Annotated in this window: 13 protein-coding genes; 10 read left to right on the forward strand and 3 right to left on the reverse strand. The window is 33.6% G+C overall.

All coding sequences use genetic code 11. From position 1 onward, the window contains the following. Window positions 1–219: 219 nt before the first annotated feature. Window positions 220–1,215: a Kelch repeat-containing protein gene (locus IPZ78_RS11050; RefSeq protein WP_225553647.1), complete on the reverse strand. Its 996-nt coding sequence runs from the start codon at window positions 1,213–1,215 to the stop codon at window positions 220–222. Window positions 1,216–1,218: 3 nt separating this feature from the next. After that, window positions 1,219–2,583, reverse strand: a complete 1,365-nt coding sequence (locus IPZ78_RS11055; RefSeq protein ID WP_225553649.1) for a DUF4270 family protein — start codon at window positions 2,581–2,583, stop codon at window positions 1,219–1,221. A 251-nt stretch (window positions 2,584–2,834) separates the two neighbouring features. Here IPZ78_RS11055 and pncA point away from each other — a divergent pair, with 251 nt between their 5' ends. Further along, window positions 2,835–3,425, forward strand: coding sequence for a bifunctional nicotinamidase/pyrazinamidase (gene pncA / locus IPZ78_RS11060; protein ID WP_225553652.1), 591 nt, complete (start codon window positions 2,835–2,837; stop codon window positions 3,423–3,425). Here pncA and IPZ78_RS11065 read toward each other — a convergent pair. Next, window positions 3,418–6,168: an outer membrane beta-barrel protein gene (locus IPZ78_RS11065; protein WP_225553655.1), complete on the reverse strand. Its 2,751-nt coding sequence runs from the start codon at window positions 6,166–6,168 to the stop codon at window positions 3,418–3,420. The two genes, pncA and IPZ78_RS11065, sit on opposite strands and share 8 nt — an antisense overlap. A gap of 95 nt (window positions 6,169–6,263) precedes the next feature. On the opposite strand from IPZ78_RS11065, the gene IPZ78_RS11070 reads away from it, so the two are divergent. The 9 genes from IPZ78_RS11070 (at window position 6,264) to IPZ78_RS11110 (ending at window position 19,130) form a co-directional block, all read left to right on the forward strand. After that, window positions 6,264–6,806 (forward strand): TetR/AcrR family transcriptional regulator, encoded by a 543-nt coding sequence (locus IPZ78_RS11070; protein ID WP_225553657.1) that lies wholly within the window; start codon window positions 6,264–6,266, stop codon window positions 6,804–6,806. A gap of 96 nt (window positions 6,807–6,902) precedes the next feature. Continuing rightward, window positions 6,903–8,606 (forward strand): glycoside hydrolase family 3 protein, encoded by a 1,704-nt coding sequence (locus tag IPZ78_RS11075; protein ID WP_225553659.1) that lies wholly within the window; start codon window positions 6,903–6,905, stop codon window positions 8,604–8,606. A 111-nt stretch (window positions 8,607–8,717) separates the two neighbouring features. After that, window positions 8,718–10,145 (forward strand): L-serine ammonia-lyase, encoded by a 1,428-nt coding sequence (locus IPZ78_RS11080; RefSeq protein ID WP_225553662.1) that lies wholly within the window; start codon window positions 8,718–8,720, stop codon window positions 10,143–10,145. A gap of 46 nt (window positions 10,146–10,191) precedes the next feature. Then, window positions 10,192–10,761, forward strand: a complete 570-nt coding sequence (locus IPZ78_RS11085) for an RNA polymerase sigma factor (RefSeq protein ID WP_225553665.1) — start codon at window positions 10,192–10,194, stop codon at window positions 10,759–10,761. Between the two features lie 131 nt (window positions 10,762–10,892). After that, entirely contained in the window at window positions 10,893–12,014 is a 1,122-nt protein-coding gene (locus IPZ78_RS11090) for a FecR family protein (protein WP_225553666.1), read from the forward strand. Window positions 12,015–12,036: 22 nt separating this feature from the next. Next, window positions 12,037–15,351: a SusC/RagA family TonB-linked outer membrane protein gene (locus IPZ78_RS11095; protein WP_225553668.1), complete on the forward strand. Its 3,315-nt coding sequence runs from the start codon at window positions 12,037–12,039 to the stop codon at window positions 15,349–15,351. A 7-nt stretch (window positions 15,352–15,358) separates the two neighbouring features. Further along, the gene (locus IPZ78_RS11100; RefSeq protein ID WP_225553670.1) at window positions 15,359–16,834 is read left to right on the forward strand and encodes a RagB/SusD family nutrient uptake outer membrane protein; all 1,476 of its coding nucleotides are present in this window, start codon (window positions 15,359–15,361) and stop codon (window positions 16,832–16,834) included. 6 nt (window positions 16,835–16,840) lie between these two features. Further along, entirely contained in the window at window positions 16,841–17,623 is a 783-nt protein-coding gene (locus IPZ78_RS11105; protein ID WP_225553672.1) for a DUF4843 domain-containing protein, read from the forward strand. 13 nt (window positions 17,624–17,636) lie between these two features. Then, a complete protein-coding gene (locus tag IPZ78_RS11110) occupies window positions 17,637–19,130 on the forward strand; it encodes a PKD-like family lipoprotein (RefSeq protein WP_225553674.1) in 1,494 nt (497 codons plus the stop codon). Window positions 19,131–19,138 lie beyond the last annotated feature (8 nt).

Consider the following 19,138-nt stretch of genomic DNA (forward strand, 5'->3'; position numbering starts at 1 on the left):
CTTTTGGAACAATGATATCGTACAATCCTGAATAGGAACTGAAATGTATTTTTTGTTGGGTAGAAAGCATCCTGATGTCCGTTAAAACCTACTTTAAGATACGAAAAAAGGAGCAGAAAACTGTTGTTTTCCACTCCTTTTTTTAGCCCAATCTAAAAGGGGACTTTTTCAGTGCCCTCGATTTTTCATAAAGCCTTTTTTTAATAATAATGAATTATATTATCTTACTGGTGTGAAAACCCAGTTGTCATCATATTTAAATGAACCATTTGCCCCTGTAGTATAGTAGCCTTTACCACCAATAGAGTAAGCTGCACCACTTTCTCTTGCATTTTGTGGTAGAGATTGGTGTTTACTGTCCCATTTTTTAGTTGCTGGATCATATTTCCATACAGTATTCAAAGCAGCAGCCTTTTTACCACCTACTACGTATCCATAGTTGCCAATAGAAAATGCTGAAGCAGATTCACGAGTCAAATCATATGAATTATCTGTATCTCTTAATGGTGTTTCTTCAGTCCAATTTGTTCCATCAAAAGAATAGAAATCCTCAGGATACTGGTTGTTATCAAATCCTCCACCTACATAAGCTTTATTACCAATTACGAAAGCAAAAGCATTTCTTCTTTTTTGCTTGAATTCTGATCCTACTGAAGTCCATTTATCAGTATTTGGATCATATTTGTAAAAATCTTTTAGTGTTTTTTGTGTTTTAGTAGCACCTAAACCAACATAAGCATTTCCACCTAATGTGAAAGCTACCGCGCCATAACGAGCTTCAGCAGTCTCAGGTAATGAAGCGATTTGAGACCATGTATTAGTTGAAGGATTGTATTTGTAGAAGTCTTTTAATACTTCAGAACCATCAAACCCTAATCCAACATAACCATTTTGACCAATTGAGAAACCTACAGCTCCTGTTCTTGCGCTGCCTTTGAAATCAGCGATACGTGTCCATACATTGTTTTCAAAAGTCCAAGCATCATTAGTCATCTCATTAGTTGAAAAAATACCTGTAGCTAAAAATCCTTTGTTTTCAATTTGGAATGATGCAGCGCCACTTCTTGGATCGCCGTCAAAAGCAGAGGCTCTTACCCATTCTGTAGGACCGTTGTCCGTCGTAGTGTCGTTATCTTCGTCTTTTTTACAAGAATTAAATGCAGAAAGTGTAAAAGCGCAGGCTAAAACTACACATAGCCAATTTTTCTTATTCATAAATTATTTAAATTTAGTATATACAATGTTTAATTTAATCTTTGGTTTTCCATTTTCATTCGCAATTTTAGCTGTGTTTACAGTGCTAAAAATGCTAGGTGCAATAGTTGAAATTAACAAATCGGTATCGATATACCTATTCGTATTAATATTTTTTATGTAATCTATTAAGTTAAAAACATATTTACCATTACCAACAATATCTGTTCCCGACATGTAAGAAGCTTGTTGTATTGTAGTACTCATTGGTGTAGGGATATAGTTGATTGGTAAGCCATTTTTATTCGTTACCATTAACATTAATCCCGATGGAGCTGCATTATTGCCATAATTTAGCGACTCTGTTTCTATAATTAATTCCGCTTTGTTAATACTGATGTTTGTTGCTGACATGAATTCACTTAGCGCGGGGATTTTTATTTTAGTCGCTATTCCAGTACCTGATTGAATATATGCTTTGTTGTCTGTTTGAGAAAAAGACAATTCTCTATTATTTTGATTGAGAGCAGCGAAAGATGTCCCAGCCCTGTTATACTCAATGTTGTTGTATGAAAAATTACTTAATGCACTTGACATAACTTTTTTGCCAGTAACTCTAAAGCCGTTAGGACCGACATAAGAGTAATTGATGTTAATCTGAACGGTATCTTTAAGACCTAATACGACAGTATTATTGTCATCAGGAACAATAGCAATTCCTTTTAAATATGTTAAGAAAGCATTCGCATTACTCACATTAAAATCATTAGAATTTATCTTGTCGAAGATATCTCGGCCAAAATTATCATTCAATTTAATATTAATTGAATCGATAGAGTTAACATTAGGTTTGAAGGTTACAGTCCCTAAAGCACTAGTATCGTAATTGAATTTTTGATTGCTGAAAACTGTCGGCCCTGTAACATAAACTGGAGCATTGTAGCTGTCAATTGCTGTTAATAGGTTTGTAGTGACAATTTCTTGAGTGACCTTATGTATTTTTAAAGTTTGAGTTTGAGTAGTATCTCCAAAATAATATCTTGCTGCATTAGGTCTTAAGACTACATTTACAGAATCAAAAATCGCGTCTTGTGGAATATTGTCTGTGTACGAGTCTAATAATACTTTTAAATAAGATGAAGACTTGATTGTGCCTAGATCTGGAGTTTGTACCTTACCCACTAAAACTGCTTTAGTACCTAATGAAGGCAGGTAATTTAATTGGTAAGTGGATGTATTAACAGAAAATGAGTCAATGAAAGTGACTGCGATGTCTTCGTCAATATGATCTAAAGATATACTTGTGTCTTTATTACAGCTTGTGAATAAGGATAGTACATATATGATAGAAAAAATGTGTATATATTTAAAACGTAAAATTTGACTCATATTTATTAGTTGACATGCAAATGTAAGTAATACCTATTGTTAAATGTGTTATAATATGTTAAATATCTATAGCCAATAGATACGAGGTGCAAATCTAATAATTTATTTTGTTTTAGTGCTGTATTACAGCTAGAAAATGCATCAAGTATAAAGACGTGATAACTGTGTTATACGCTACAATAATTGTGATCATAAATGTTTATCATCAGCTTATAAAAATTTAAATCAATTATATTTTCTAACTTCAAAGTATGAAAGCATTAATTATTGTAGATGTACAAAATGATTTTCTTCCAGGAGGGGCATTGGAAGTGACTCACGGGGATGAAGTTATAGATGTAATTAATCGACTGCAATCGAAGTATGAAATTGTAGTCGCTACACAAGATTGGCATACTGCTAATCATAAAAGTTTTGCTTCGATGCACGTGGAACATAATGTATTCGACGTAATTGATTTGAATGGTTATCCACAAACATTATGGCCAAATCATTGTGTTCAGGGAAGTGTTGGGGCTGAATTTTCATCTTTATTAAATACCGATGCAATCCAAGCTGTTTTTAGGAAAGGAATGGATCGTAATGTAGACAGTTATAGTGGTTTTTTTGATAACAATAAATCGCGAAAGACAGGATTACATGGTTTTTTTCAAGATAAAAGTGTCAATGAGGTCCATATTTGTGGATTGGCAGCTGATTTCTGCGTGTATTTTACGGCAATGGATGCTTTGGAGCTTGGCTACAAAACTGCTATTATTTCTAAGGCTACAAAAGCTATAGATAAGGATACATATATGAAGAAAAAGGAAGTTTTCTTACAAAAGGGAGGACTTTTTATTTAAAAATATTTGTAGTTCCGAATTTTCTGAGATTATAAGTGAATGACAATAAAAAGTATCTATTCAATGTATTAGATGTTACATCTGAAATATTATTCTCGGTGACACGACGACTAATATTTTTTGCACTATTTAATAAATCAAATCCTTTCAACGTTATTTCTGCATTACTCTTCTTGAATAGCTTTTTGCCAATAGATGCATTCCACAAGAAAGTTTCGACATCCGGATAGTCCATTATTCCACCATTATTAATCCACATAAAATTTGAAGATATAACTATATTCTTAAATGGTTCAATAGTTGTATTGTTACTGAGTCTATGATTAATGACATGGTATCTTGCAGTTTGTGTCATAATGTTTGACGTTTGTCTTCCGTCTATGTGGTATGAAATTCCAATAACATATCTTTTAGAAAATTTGGAGTTTACCCCAATACTTTGACCATATCCAAATGTTTTATTGTTAATTGGTGAATTATTTATTTTAGCTAATTCATTGTTTAAATATAATCTTGAGTTTAGATTAAGATTGATTTTTAATTTTTCAATAGGTAGCCCATAACTGTTGTTCAGTCGAAATGAATAAGCACCATCTGCATTAATAGGAACGATATATTGACCTCCTGCTCCTAATCTTATGTCATCAAATAAATATATACTTGTATCTGTTTGTAGTATGCTATTAATTATTCTATTCTGTATATAGTCAAAATTAATATTAGTGGTTAGTGATTTACCTGTTTTTTTGTTGATATCCTTGTATTGTAGTCTTAGCGTGTGTGCATACTCTTGATTCAGATTTGGATTACCGTTGGTAATGCGTAGTTCATTTTGGTTATTGATAAAATCTTGTAATTGATTTATAGTTGGAGTATTCGTACTTGTATTATAATTAAATTCAATTTCTTTAGTCTGTTTGAATTTGTAGCGTGCAGCTAAATCTGGTAAAAAACTATTGAAATTAGATACAGTCTCTAGGTGTATGGGCACTATTCTATCGTTGTGTCTTATTCCATGCTGGTATTGTAATCCCATTTGAAAGCGAATTGAATCCTTGATTGCAAAAATATAAGATAGGCCAGCGCTGTGGTAATCAAAATCATTTCTAAACTCATTAGAAAGACGATCGCGAATTTCTCCTGTTTGCCCTGTTTCGGCTAGAAATTCGTAGGTTTCTCTTTTTGAGTATGAAGCATTATTTCTAAAGTTATACTGTGCTTGTAGCCTACTAAATTTGGATATTGTTTCGGTGAATGACAATCTAGCATTTACCCCAGAACCATGGCCGTTTGATAGACTAGTATTATTGTTGGTGTCGATTCTGTTCAATAATGCGTCTTTATAGTATTCTGTCACAGCTAAATTCAATCCATAGGCATCATTAGTGTTTTTGTTTCCAGTAGCTGACAGGGAGATCGTTCTACCTGGTTTTTTTAGTTTTAGCATATAAGTCAATGATCCTCCGAAACTGAGGTTGCTGTTGTCTCCATTTGTAGAACGCTCTGATTTATTTATGGGTAGTTCATTTGTATTAATCGTATTAAAATCAGTGGAGCTAGTTCTTTCGCCAGTAGTATATTGTAGATTTGGCGAGAAATCAAGCCTTTGTATAGAGTCAATTTGCCACTTGACACGTCCTCCAAATACATGTTTTGTACTGTTCACATCCGTAAATTGATTTTGTGTTCTGAATTGATTCGACTGTCTTTCGGATAAGTACTGAATATTGGAAAGTGAATTCGATGCTGTAGTGGATGAATTAAAATTATAATCTGAGCTCAATTCTAATTTTGCTTTAGGATAGGTATTACTAAAAGTAAGGGCGGCAGCGTATGTGTCAGACAAGCCTCGGTCTGTGTTATTATTGCCGCGTCTATTACCACCTCGGCCTTGTTCGGCAAAATTTGTTTCGTTGATATTATTTGCTAGTATATTGATAGCGTATTTTTTGTCTTGGTTGAAACTGTTTGTCGAAGAATTAATCGAAAATTTGTCACTATTTCCTTTGCTAAGAGCTGATTTGCCAAAATAACCTAATTTTTTATCTGGTTTAGTAACAATATTTATGACTTTGTTTCTTTTACCATCATCGAATCCCGAAAACCGTGCTTGCTCGGATTTTTCATCTATTAGTTGAATCTTAGCTATAATGTCAGCAGGTAAGTTTTTGAGGGCTACTTTGGGGTCAGAAGAGAAAAATTCTTTTCCATCAACGATGATTCTTGTCACTTGCTCCCCATGTGCAGTTACATTTCCATCTTCATCGATCATTACACCGGGTATCTGAGATACAATTTCGTCTGCATCAGCAAAGTCTCTAGCTACATAACGCTTAGCGTCATACTCTAATGTATCACCTTTGAGTAAAACGGCTGGTGAAGCACTAATGACAACTTCATCAATTCCAATATTTTCGGGTTGTAACACAAGTTTTACGATTTCAGTGGTTTTATTATGAATTTGAAGAGTTGAAACGTTGCTTTGAAAACCTAATGCTTGAACACTTATCTTATAATCACCAGGTTTGAGTTGGTTGAAAATAAATCCTCCAAGTTTGTCGGTGGATGACGAATATAGCGGTGTTGAATTTTGAATGTTTTGAAAAATGCGCACTGTAGCGCCTATTATCGCGGTTGAGTCTATAGTACTAAGTACTCGTCCATTGACTCTATGCTGGGCATATAAGTCTATAGAAGTTAGTAATGCTATGAAAATTAAAGCAGAATGTATAAAAGTTTTCACAGAGAAAATGGTCAATATTGCAATAATAGTTTAAAGTTAGCATACTTCAAATATATTGGCAAAATGAATATATTTGCTTGAATGTTCGTGTGTTTATGAAAAATTCCCTGATAAGTAGAAAAGAGAAGATTTTGGAAGCAGCATTAGTGCTGTTTGCCAAAAATGGTTATGCTGATACGTCAACTAAAGAAATCGCTGTAAATGCAGGTGTTTCGGAGGCTTTAATTTTTAAACATTTTGGGAATAAAGATACACTGCTTTCTCACCTTATTAAGTCTGGATATAGGAGAGTCCTGCAGCATCATCGCGGCATGATGACCTACAAAAGTGCGAAGGACTTTCTTAAAAATATGATTTTCTTACCTAGTAAGCTTGTTGCAGAGGAACCTATGTTTTGGAAATTGCAAGAAAGACTATCTCATATTCCATTTTCTAAATCTCAGCACGAGCAGTTTATGAAGCCTGTGCACCCAATCATTATTAGAGCATTCAGCGAATTGGGGTATCAAAATCCTGAAATTGAGGCGCAATATTTGTTGTTAGTTATTGACATGTTGTGGAAAAAAGAAGCGTGTGGTGAAATTGAGAACTCTATTGATCTAGCGTTATTACTAGAGCAAAAGTATCAATTACTGTAATGCGTTTTTATGCGTTTTCACCTAATTATTTTGCATAAACATTGATATGTCGAAATAATATTATATTTTCGTCTCTATACATTTAATTAAGACATTATGCTGAAACCTATTTTAGCTTTATCATTAGCTTTACTTACTTCTATTAGTTCTTTTGCACAGAAAAGACCTGATTTTGTGAATTTTATTAATAGTAATCACAAGTGGGTTGACTCTGTATTTAACTCATTAACTCCTAAAGAGCGCATAGGTCAGCTTTTTTTAGTTAGGGCACATACAAATTTGGGTCAAAAATTTGTTGATTCAGTTGGTACTGTAGTCAAAAATGAACAGTTAGGTGGATTAGTAGTTTTTCAAGGAGGTCCTGTTCGTCATATCGATATGATTAATAAATATCAAAGCGTGTCTAAGGTGCCTTTGTTGGTTACTGTAGATGGCGAGTGGGGGATTGGTATGCGTTTACCTGATTCTACTCAATCATTTCCATATCAAATGACTTTGGGCGCTTTGCAAGATAATTCGTTGTTGTACGATATGGGTAGAGATATGGCAAAAGATTTTTTGCGTATAGGTATACAATTCAATTTTGCTCCGACAGTAGATATCAACAACAATCCTAAAAACCCTGTTATTGGTTTCCGTTCCTTTGGTGATAATAAAGAAAATGTAGCGGTAAAGTCTGCTGCCTATATGAAAGGAATGATTGATGGAGGAGTTTTGGCTTCATTAAAGCATTTTCCTGGACATGGTGATACAGATGTGGATTCACATTATGACCTTCCAAAATTGAATTTTACACGCCAACGTTTGGAGGATTTAGAATTATACCCTTTTAAAGAATTGATTAAACAAGGTGCACCAGCTGTAATGGTTGGTCATATGGATATTCCAGCATTGGATAATACACCTAACTTGCCTTCTTCTATATCTAAGAAAGTCGTTACAGATTTATTAAGAAAAGATTTAGGTTTTAAGGGGTTGACTGTAACTGACGCCATGAATATGAAAGGTGTTACTAAATATTTCCCTGACGGTGAAGCAGACATCTTGGCAATAGAGGCGGGCCATGATTTATTAGAATTGTCCGAAAATAGTGCTCGTGCAATTGATTTGGTTGAAAAATCTATTAAAAGTGGTCGTTTGAAGCAAGCGGATATTGATGCTCGCGTTAAACGTATTTTAGCTGCAAAATTATGGTTAGGTTTAGATAAATATACACCAGCTAAATACGACAATGCTATAGCAGATCTTAACAGACCAGAAACGAAGTCCTTGATTCAACGTATGGCTGATGCTTCGGTTACTTTGTTAAAATCAAATCGTCGTATCCAGTCATTCGATACGAAAAAGAAAACAGTGGTCGTAAGTGTTGGGATCGATAAAGCACAAGATTTCGAAAATGCATTAGCATCTCGATTGTCTAATGTTACCAATATTTATATTTCGGGTAAGGAAACAAAAGATTTAATCGCTGATTTGGTAGAAGAAGTACGAAACCACGATCAGATCATACTAACAATTCATGACAATAGATCTCGTCCAAGACCTACATTAGATTTTTCAGAAGATGTAAAGTCCTTCATCGATAAGATAGCAGGTCGTCGCACTATTACTGTCATGTTAACTAATCCTTATGCGTTAACATCTGTCGATGTGAATCGTAGTGCATCGATTATAATGGGTTATCAAAATGAAGCTTTTATGCAAAGAGCTGCTGCTAAGGTTATTCTAAAAGATATTACTTCCAAGGGTAAATTGCCGGTAACAATTAGTAAGGCTTATTCTTTCGGTAGAGGATTGTAAGAATCAGAAATCATTGATATAAGAGCCAAGTTGAGTATCAACTTGGCTTTTTTTTGTCATTTATAATCCTAACTTTGCTTCAAATTATATCTCTAAAAATCTTTTGTGATTATGGCATCAGAGCAAATTTCAGTTTTTGATATGTTTAAAATTGGTATAGGACCATCAAGTTCGCATACATTGGGACCTTGGCGTGCTGCACAACGATTTGTTCAAAAGTTGAAAGAAGGAGATGCACTTGCTCAGGTAGAGCAAGTCAATATTTTATTATATGGTTCTCTTGCCAAAACAGGAATAGGACACGGTACAGATATTGCAATTTTATTAGGACTGAGTGGTGATGATCCAGTAACTTTTGATGTCAATCAAGTGATGCCGAAAGTAGAGCATATCAAATCATCAAATTCGCTTGTTTTAGGTGGAATAAAAGGCATAGACTTTTCTTATTCCAACCAGTTGTTGTTTCTATTTGACCAAAGTTTGCCTTTTCATCCCAATGCAGTTACTTTTCAAGCTTTTTTGAATAATGGAACTGCTGTAAGCGAAACTTATTATTCTATTGGCGGCGGATTTGTTGTTCAAGAAAATGATACAGAATCTGTTTTAAGCGAGGTAGATTTACCGTTCCCAGTAGATACCGCACAGCAGTTGATGAGCGCATGTATGCGTACAGGATTGAAGATTTCTGAGCTGGTGATGGAGAATGAATTGTCATGGCGTCCAGAAGAAGATACTAGAAATGGAATACTCAATATTTTTCGTGTAATAAAAGAATGTATCTATAAAGGCTGTCATACCGAAGGTGTGCTACCTGGGGGACTGAATGTGGAAAGGAGAGCAGCTCGTCTGAATAAACGTATGTTGAAAGATCGTAGCTACGACGATTATGATAGTTGGTTAGAAGCTATTCGTGCTGGAGGGAAAGATTTTGGTTATATTCTCGATTGTGTGAGTTGCTTTGCATTGGCAGTAAATGAGGAAAATGCTTCATTTGGTCGTGTCGTTACAGCGCCTACGAATGGTGCCGCGGGAGTTATTCCAGCAGTTCTACAATATTATGTGGCGTTCTATAATGCATATAACGACAATAAAATTGTTCAGTTTATAACTACGGCATCAGAGATAGGATCTATCTTTAAGAAAGGTGCAACGATATCTGCAGCTATGGGTGGATGTCAAGCGGAGATTGGTGTGTCGTCGGCAATGGCTGCGGGGGCTTTGACAGAATGTCTTGGTGGTTCACAAAGACAAGTATTGATGGCTGCGGAAATAGCTATGGAGCATCATCTTGGTTTAACTTGTGACCCAATTGGTGGTTTGGTACAAGTACCTTGCATTGAACGGAATACCATGGGTGCAATAAAGGCCATTACTGCGGCACAATTGGCATTGCAATCAAATCCTGATAAAGCTAAAGTTAGTCTAGATGCTGTGGTGAGCACCATGTGGGAAACGGCGCAAGATATGAATGTGAAATATAAAGAAACAGCCGATGGCGGTTTGGCAGTTAAAGTGCCGTTGAGTTTACCTGAATGTTAATAAACAGTAAAGAAGATTGTATATTTGAGATTACAAAACTAAATGAATGTCAAATCTAAATCTTCTAACTGATGAGGTATTATATCAAAAAGTAAGCTTTGATGATAATAACAAGGCATTCACAGAGCTATATAATCGCTACAAGAAACCGCTAATAGCCTATGCATTAGCGAAAGTGTCGAATAGTATAGCAGAAGATTTAATTCATGATCTTTTTGTAAGAATTTGGACAAATCGTAATACTGTACAAATAGAAAACTTTTCTTCTTATATTTTTAGAGCTTTAAGAAATAGGATAATTGATTTTATAGCTTATAATGATACTGCTCAAAAGTATGTAGACTCTTTGGAAGATTTTAGTTTACAGCAATTCTCATATTTTGCTGATTTCAAAATTCGAGAAGAGACTTTTCTTAATAAGATTGATTCTCTTTTGATCAAGTATGGCACTAAATCGCAACAGATTGTTAAACTTCGTATGCAAGGATATTCTAATCAAGAAATAGCCGAGCAATTGGGGATATCTGAAAAGACTGTAAGAAACCAATATTCTCTTTTGATGAGGTACTTGAGAGAAAAAATACCTCTTCTGCTATTTTTATCCTTTATGTCCTAATAATTTAAAAAAAGTTCGGGACAATTTCTTTTTACTTTCGTCTTGTATATATAGAGTATGAAAATGCTACTAACCGATTGTGACTTTCACAAGCGAAACCTCTTATACTTTACTTTTTAGTTAAGGTTATTATGAAATTTGATAAGGATATTTTAAAAAAATATAGCAAGGGTCTTTGTACACACGAAGAAAGGGCCTTGGTGGAAAAATGGTTTGAAGAAAATGATTTTAATACATTTTCTGATGATGAGGTGAATAATACCATATCCTCATTAGATAAAAGATTTTATAAAACTTTTCATACACCAATTCGTAATATACAACGCTGGAAATGGTTATCAGCAGTTGCAGTGTTGCTCATAGGTTTTGGAGTTTTTTTATATAATAAAGAATCACTTGACTTATCTAATACTAACCATATTGTTAAAGCGCCAACTTCTTCTAATGCCAGAATAGTATTGAATAATAATACTGAAATTTCAATTGATGATATTCAATTAGGAGATACTGTAGCTGCTGATGGATATTATATTACAAAACTTGAAGATGGTAGTTTAAAATATTTACAGCGTTCTAACTCGGATATTGTAGTTTTTAATACTTTAATAACGAAACCAGGAGGTTCAGCAAAGATAACATTATCTGATGGAACGAAATTGTGGGCTAATGCCAATTCAATAATCGAATATCCTATTACTTTTCAAGATAATTTTCGTGAGGTACGAATGACTGGAGAGGCGTATTTTGAAGTCGCTCATGTCGCTAATAATAATAATAATAATAATAAAGTACCCTTTTTTGTTAGAACAGATCAACATACCGTGCAAGTTCATGGGACTAAATTTAATGTCAATACCTACAGTAAATTCGAAGCTGCGCTGTTAGAAGGAAAGATCTCAATTGCAAAGCCATCTCGCATGGGGGAAATGGCCCTTCTAGCCGATGCGATATATATGAATACTTCCGAAATATTTGTTGATGGTATGGTCAAAAAATCAACAAACATCACTAGCAAGATAGATTGGGTAAATGGTTATTTCGATTTTACTGGATTAAGTCTTCAGGAGATTGCGGTGAAACTTTCTAATTGGTATGACGTAGATGTGAAATTTGGTAAAGGTGTTCGTGAAATTATATTCTACGGTGAAATAAACCGAACTAAATCTCTTAATCAAGTGTTGGATTTGCTTTCTGAGGTAGAGCATATTAAGTATACTATTGAGGGTAAAAATATTCTAATTGAATCTAAATAATTAAATTAATATTGCCTAAAAAATGAATTTAAAACACTCAAATTCGTTCAAAAAGCTTTTTGTCATACTGTCTTTGCTATCATTGGGTGGGCCTTTGGTTGCACAGACTATTAATCTAAGGGAGACAAATAGTTCGTTTGAACATGTTCTAAAATCAGTCAGAAATCAGACTCGATTTGATATTATAGGTGACTTATCATTAATTCGAAATGCTAAGCCTGTAACAGTTGCATTTAATGGACTATCAATTGAAAATGTTCTAACTAAGTTGTCAGAGGGACAAAATTTTGAATTGATATTAAAGGAAAAAACTATTGTTGTAAAAGGTAAATCTAGTGCAACAAATCTTCAAACTCAATCTACTAATCAAAGATATGAGCTAAGTGGGGTAATTACTGGGGCTGGAAATTCTAAATTAGGAGGAGTCACCATCCGCATATCAGGACAACAAAGGTCATTCACTACAAATAATAATGGTACATTCAAGTTTCTTGTGCAAGGGGATGAACGATTGGTTATCTCTATGTTAGGGTACAAAACATTAGAAATAGCAGTTAATAATCAGAAAGTATTAAATATAAATTTAGTTCCATTAGATAATCAAATTGAGGAAGTTGAAGTTAAGACAGGTTATACTTCGCGTAAGAAAGAATCTATGACTGGGGCATCTACGGTGATTAGTAGAAAGGAAATAGAAAAGTTTAATACAAATAATATATTTTCAATTATCCAAAGTGTTGATCCTGCATTTAAAGTAGGAGAAAATAACCTCAATGGGTCGAATCCAAATACTTTGCCTGAGATTACCATTCGAGGGACAAACTCTGTCGGAGAATATGCTGTCAATGCTCCTCTTGTTATTATAGATGGCTTTGAATCTACTATTGAGAAATTGTATGATCTTGACATCAACAGAATTGAATCTATCTCCATTTTAAAAGATGCAAGCTCGACAGTATTGTATGGTTCTCGTGGTGGTAATGGTGTGGTCGTGATCGAGACTCGATTGCCAAAGGATGGAAAATTTACCGTTACATATGAAGCTAAGCCCTCTATTACTGCAGTGGATTTGTCTGACTATAATTTAATGAACGCAGAACAAAAGTTGGCATACGAAAAGTTAGCTGGAGTATACACATCGGTCTCTACAGATCAATCATACCGTCAGCGTCAACAAGTAAATATGGATAATATTTATAATCATAGATATTTAAACATATTATCAGGTGTAGATACATATTGGTTATCTCAGCCAGTATCTACTAATTTGTCTGTAGGGCATTCAATTAGATTGGAAGGAGGAAGTAATCAGGTACGTTATAGTATTGATGGCTCCTATGTTGATTTTAAAGGTTCAATGAAAGAGTCTGGACGTCAACGTACCGGTGCTGGTTTTAATTTAGAATATCGTATTCCTCAGAAAATAACATTGCGAAATATTGCTAGCTTTCAATCTTCAAAAGCATATAACTCTCCTTATGGAAATTTTAGTCTATATGCAAAAATGAATCCTTACGAACGTATTTATGATGATAATGGAGAACTAGTTGTTGTATATAATGATGAGTTTTTAGCTCCTGCTACAGATAAATCAGTTGCGTATAATCCTTTGTATAATGCCAAGTTAGGTCATAGAGATTATACTAATAATACTGTTATTGCGAATAATATATCATTCGAATGGTACATTAATAATCATATTATTTTCAATGCTAAGGGAGTTTTAGAAAAAACGTTTGTAGACGGAGAAAATTTCAAATCTCCCAAGCATACTGATTTTATAAACACAGAAGCTTTACAGCGAGGGCGGTATGTTATTTCCGAAGGAAAGAATATGTCTTATTATGTGAATGCACAACTAACTTATGCTAGAAGCATTGGAAAACATGCTATTAATGGATCGGCAATTGCAGAATTATCTGATAGGAATGATGTGTTGAATATTCATAGTCTCACTGGTTTTGCAGATGATGAGAAAATTTCACCGAGTTATGCCACCTATTTTGATCCGGAATATAGTGTGCTTAGAAATCCAAGTCGTCTTGTAGGAACTGTTTTGACATCAAATTATACTTACGATAAAAGATATGTTCTAGATGGATCGTATCGTATGGATGGCTCTTCAAAATTTGGTGCTAATAACCGTTATTCTAATTTCTGGAGTGTAGGTTTAGGTTGGAATATGCATAATGAAAATTTCTTTAAAAGTGATTTCGTACAAATGTTAAGGCTTTTTGTCAATACAGGCACTAACGGTGCGGATAACTTTAGTGCAAATATGACCAATACAGCTTATACGTTGGCCTCAAATAATAACTATTATAATTTAATAGGATTAGAATATGTTAATGAGGGTAATGAAAATTTGAAATGGCCACAAATTCAATCTTTAAGTGCAGGAATGAATGCTAAAATATGGGATGGTATTATCAATATTACCGGATCTATTTACAAGAAAACTACGGACCAAATGATCTCACTGATTCAAGCAGCACCATCATTAGGAATCATTGGTAATAGTTACTTTGCAAATCTTGGTAAAACACAAAATATTGGCTTTGAAAGCTCAATTAACTTAAAAGCTTTTGAAAATCAAGAGAAAGGCTTTAGTTGGTATCTGGGGGCTTCTTCAGTTAGTAATAAAAGTAAATTGATGGAAATTTCTGAAGAACTCAAGGCCTTAAACGACAGGAATTTAAAACAAAATGAGGATAATACGTATAATCAATCCGTTTATTATGAGCAAGGAGAATCCCTAAATAATATCAAAGGCGTACCATCTTTAGGAATAGATCCAAATACTGGACGAGAAGTATACATGGACAGAGATGGAAATATTACATATAACTGGTCAGCTAGTAATGTCCAAATAATAGGTAATACAGAGCCTAAACTTTTCGGTACATTGAATTCAGTTTTCAATTACAGAAGATTGAGTTTACAGGCATACTTCAATTATTCATTACAAGGAGATGTATACAATCAAACCTTAGTAAATAAAATAGAAAATGTAAACCCACAACTCAACGGGGACCTTCGTATTCTTGAAGATAGATGGAAAAATGTGGGCGATTTGGTACAATTTAAAGCGATAAGTGATAGAAGTACGACTTTGCTATCTAGTCGCTTTGTACAAAGGGAAAATTATATTCGATTCAGTTCATTGAATGTCAATTATGATTTCGAAAAATCAATGCTTGATAAGTTTAATTTACAGCGTTTACGTTTAAATTTTTCAATGAATGATGTTTTTAGAATTAGTACAGTACGGATGGAAAGAGGGACAGAGTACCCATTTGCTCGTACATTCAATTTTGGTTTAATGCTTCAATACTAAGACCGTGATGAAAAAGATAATATATGTATTGGTTTTAAGTCTTATAACTATTACTTTAAATTCTTGTAGTAAGTGGTTAGATATAAAACCCGATGATCAAATATATCCTGAAGAGAAGTTTAATTCCTCAGAAGGATTTCAACAAACCCTATCAGGTATTTATAATTATATGTCTAGTCCAACGCTCTATGGTAGAGAATTAGAGTATGGATTTCTAGATATATTAGCTGGCTACTGGAATATTGGTAGTTATAATACGCATAGATATTATAATGATAATAACTATGATTATACAAATACAATTGTTAAAGATAGAATAGATTCTGTTTGGATAGGTTTGTATTCGTCTATTAGACAGGTTAATATAGTGCTGGAGAATGTAGATAATATTAAGAATGATGTAGACTACAACATAATTAAGGGAGAAGCTTTGGGCTTGAGAGGGTTTTTACATCTTGAACTTTTTAAATTGTTTGGCCCAATTGTAAAAACACAGGGTTTACAGACTATATCTATACCTTATTATACACAAGTTACTAAAGTTCCCAATCCGTTTTTAATTAGTAAAGTCTTTTTAGATCAAGTTGAAAATGATTTGCAGGCAGCTGCTATTTTATTAAAGGATGACCCTATTATTAAATTGGGACGTGCAGGAAATGGCAATGATGGAGATTTTTTTTCAAATTATAATTACTTACTCGACCGTAGAGGAGTGCGTATGAATTATTATGCTGTTAAATCTTTATTAGCACGAAAATCATTGTGGGAAGGAGATTTGCAAAGTGCGGGAGCTAGAGCGCAAGAGGTGATTTCAGAACTTGCTACAAGTAAAGCTATAACCTTAATAGAAAAGGCGAATATTGAAAATAATTATGCCAGTAAAGACAAACGCTTCTCCATAGAAAATATATTAGGTCTTTTTGTGAATAAGCATAATCTTTACACACGTAGATCTTTTGAGGTCACAAACTCAGACTTATATACTCGCTTGGCACCTCAGTACAATCAATTTTTATCCAAATTGTATACTGAGGGAACAGGAAATACAAATGATTATAGATTAAATAACTGGAATATTAGCACCGATTATTTCTCTAAGTTTAACTTAGCTGTAGAATATCCAGGAGATATTGTCACATATCCTCAGCATTATGAGGTACAATTGATTAATCTACCTGAATTATATTTTATTGTGTCTGAAGCTAATCTAACAAATAATCCAAAATTATCTGTTGAATATATTAATAAGATTCGTGCTGTGCGAAATATCCCGGAATTGTCTACTCAGGCGGATTCAAATACAGCTTTTTCATATTTGATGGATGAAATAAGGAGAGAGTATATCGGTGAAGGCATGTTGTTTACATATTATAAACGATGGAACAGCGATATCATTCGATATGATGGTAATAAGCCTGCCTCACCAGGAGTATTTGTCTTGCCTAAACCTGCTGAAGAGGATTTGTTTAATATTTCTAATTAAGATTTAATGATGAAAAATAGTATAATTCTTACCCTTATAATATTTCTTTTCAATTCATGTGAAAAGAATCAAAATATTGAGGTATATGATCAGAACGAATCGTATATACATTTTGCTGTTCCTAATACAGGAACAACTAGTCAAAGACAAGGTGAGTTGTTTGTCGATTCATTGAATTTCTCCTTTGTATTTGAGGATGTAAATTTGGAAAACAAACGAATGGCTATTCCAATTAATATAATAGGTGTCGCAAAATCTTCTGATAGATCTTATCAAGTTGAAATAGATGAAAAAAATTCAAATATTGATTTAACTAGTATAGATTTGGAAACTCCAGTTATTAAGGCAAATCACACAGTAGATAGTTTATTTGTAAATATAAAAAAGACAGATAAACTACGTGAAGGCACATTTTACTTATATCTTAATCTGAAAGATAATGAAAATTTCAAATTAGGTCATTCAAAGAATACAAGGATGAAGATAAGTATTACCAATAGATTATCACAACCTATCTGGTGGACACGATGGATTAATTTTTTTGGGCCTTATAACCAAGAAGTTTATCAAAAATGGATACAAATCTATTATTTAGGAGCTGACCCTAGTCCAGATATTTATGGTAAATTTCCAGCACCTTATTATTATTGGGACAACATGCCTCCCTCTGCCTCTGCTTCTTCTTATCCGGTTACCTTCATGTATATACGTAAGTTAAAGGAATATTTCATGGAAAATGCAGTTTATCCCAATGGAGACTTAAGTAAGCCACGTATTTATTTACCTTAATTAATTTGAGAATATGAAAAACATATTTTATATATATATTATTTTAATACTCACTATTTCTTGCGCTAGAGATAAGGGGAATTATGATTATCAAGAAGTAAATAAACTTACCATTCTTGATTCGGAAGGCAATAATTTTAGTAATAAAAGTTATGGTCTCACTTATGGTGAGCAGCTAAATATAGAACCTAAAATTACGGGATCACTACCTACTTTTAATGAAAGTCAATTAACTTTTGATTGGATAGTAGCAGGAGACACAATCAGTCATGAGCGTAAATTGTCGGTTAATAGTCAAGAAATAGGGACCGGCTCAAAGTATGGGAAATTAGTTATTACAGATTTATCCACACAAGGAAAATATTCAGCAAACTTTACAGTAAACGTTAGTGCATCTATTACTCAAGGTACTTTTCTTTTGGTTGAAGACGAATCGCAACAATCACATCTTGTGATGAAATCAATTAATGAAGGAAGCCCTTATTTAAGTTTTTCGGAATTCAATGGGTATAAGTTAGGTAAAGAGCCTATTGGACTAGAAATTGGTTATAAATCATTATCACTAACAAGCAAGTCATATCTTTCGGTATTGACAGCTACAAAACAAGGAGAAAATCCGATTATGATAACGAGTTTGGAAACATTATATCCTACACTTTTGTATACAAAAAATACGGCTATGATATCTGGTCAAACTTTAGAGCCAACTTATGTAAATATACCAAGTTCGAAAACTCAAGTTAATAATATGAGTGGATATGTAGTTGTAAATGGAAAAGTTCATCAGTTAGCTAAAGGCTTAATATCTGACGATGTATATGCTGAGGATCCTCTAGATTATAATGTGGGTAAATCAGCCGTTATTCCAAGTACGGTATTAGAAGGTTATTTTGCCTCAGTATATGATTTTAAGAATAATAAGATTCGTCTATTTGGCAATGGTACAAACAATAGAAGACTTAATTTTTTTGATAGAGAGTATGCTGAATTAATACCAGCTAATGCAACTGATGGTCATAGTTACTTAGCTTCTGCAGAGTTTTTTGTTTCGGACTGGACTTTCCAATACTTAACTCGTAAGGGTAACGATTTGTATTCTCATAATTTAAATATGTTTTTGGTATCGCCATATGCTCCTAAAAGCTTTATAACAAGCGGACCCAAGAATATTCCGAATTTAGATAAAGCTACTTGTTTTGTTTATCATAATGGAATGAAATTCTGGTATTTTGCAATAGGACGTACAATATATCGTTTTTCAAATTTAGGACTTGATGTTCAACCATATTTGACCTTGCCAGAGGATGGCACTGGAGATATTGTGAATTGGAATTTTGATATCAATGCCGCCTCAAATTTTAAAAAGATAGGAATAGCTACTTATGATCCAGCTGCAGGTGGTGCTTTAAAAGGTTCGTATTATTTGTTTGATATTGCTACAGAAAGTTTCGAAACACAAGATAAGTATGTCACTCATAAGGTTGTAGGTTTACGAGTTGCCTTATAATTCACCCG

It is taken from the genome of Sphingobacterium bovistauri, from assembly GCF_020295405.1.
GTDB lineage: Bacteria > Bacteroidota > Bacteroidia > Sphingobacteriales > Sphingobacteriaceae > Sphingobacterium > Sphingobacterium bovistauri.